At 47.0% G+C, this 398-nt stretch carries 1 protein-coding gene; it reads left to right on the top strand.

Annotated features, from left to right (window positions below; genetic code table 11):
- The coding region (locus tag KVT34_RS29925; RefSeq protein WP_217563262.1) for a hypothetical protein at nucleotides 1–398 on the top strand (398 nt) is incomplete at both ends.

Genomic DNA, 398 nt, shown 5'->3' on the forward strand with positions numbered 1-398 from the left:
GTGTGGGCGGGCACATACAGGACTGATACTGAGGATGTTACTGCATTTTTAAATCATAATATTTCGTTTACGACACCGGCAGGGACGTTTTCTGTTACACCAGATCCCCCTACTGCGCAGCAAGGGTCGGTTGGGCAACAGTTTTATTATGTTCGATCAGCTAACGTAACCAACCTTGTTAATGCTAGTGGGTCCGGTACGTATACAACTGGTGCCGTACCAGCTGCAAGAACGTCTTTTGATTCAACCATCAGCCGCTCAGTAGGTTGGACCCTCGAAGTCGTTTATCAAAATGCGAGTTTGCCACTGCGAAATTTATCGGTGTACGCAGGGCAAGAAATCATCGATGCTTCATCACCGCCAGTTAATGCAATTATTTCAGGTTTTGCAACGCCGTC

This window comes from Paenibacillus sp. GbtcB18 (assembly GCF_019091125.1).
Taxonomy (GTDB): domain Bacteria; phylum Bacillota; class Bacilli; order Paenibacillales; family NBRC-103111; genus Paenibacillus_F; species Paenibacillus_F chitinolyticus.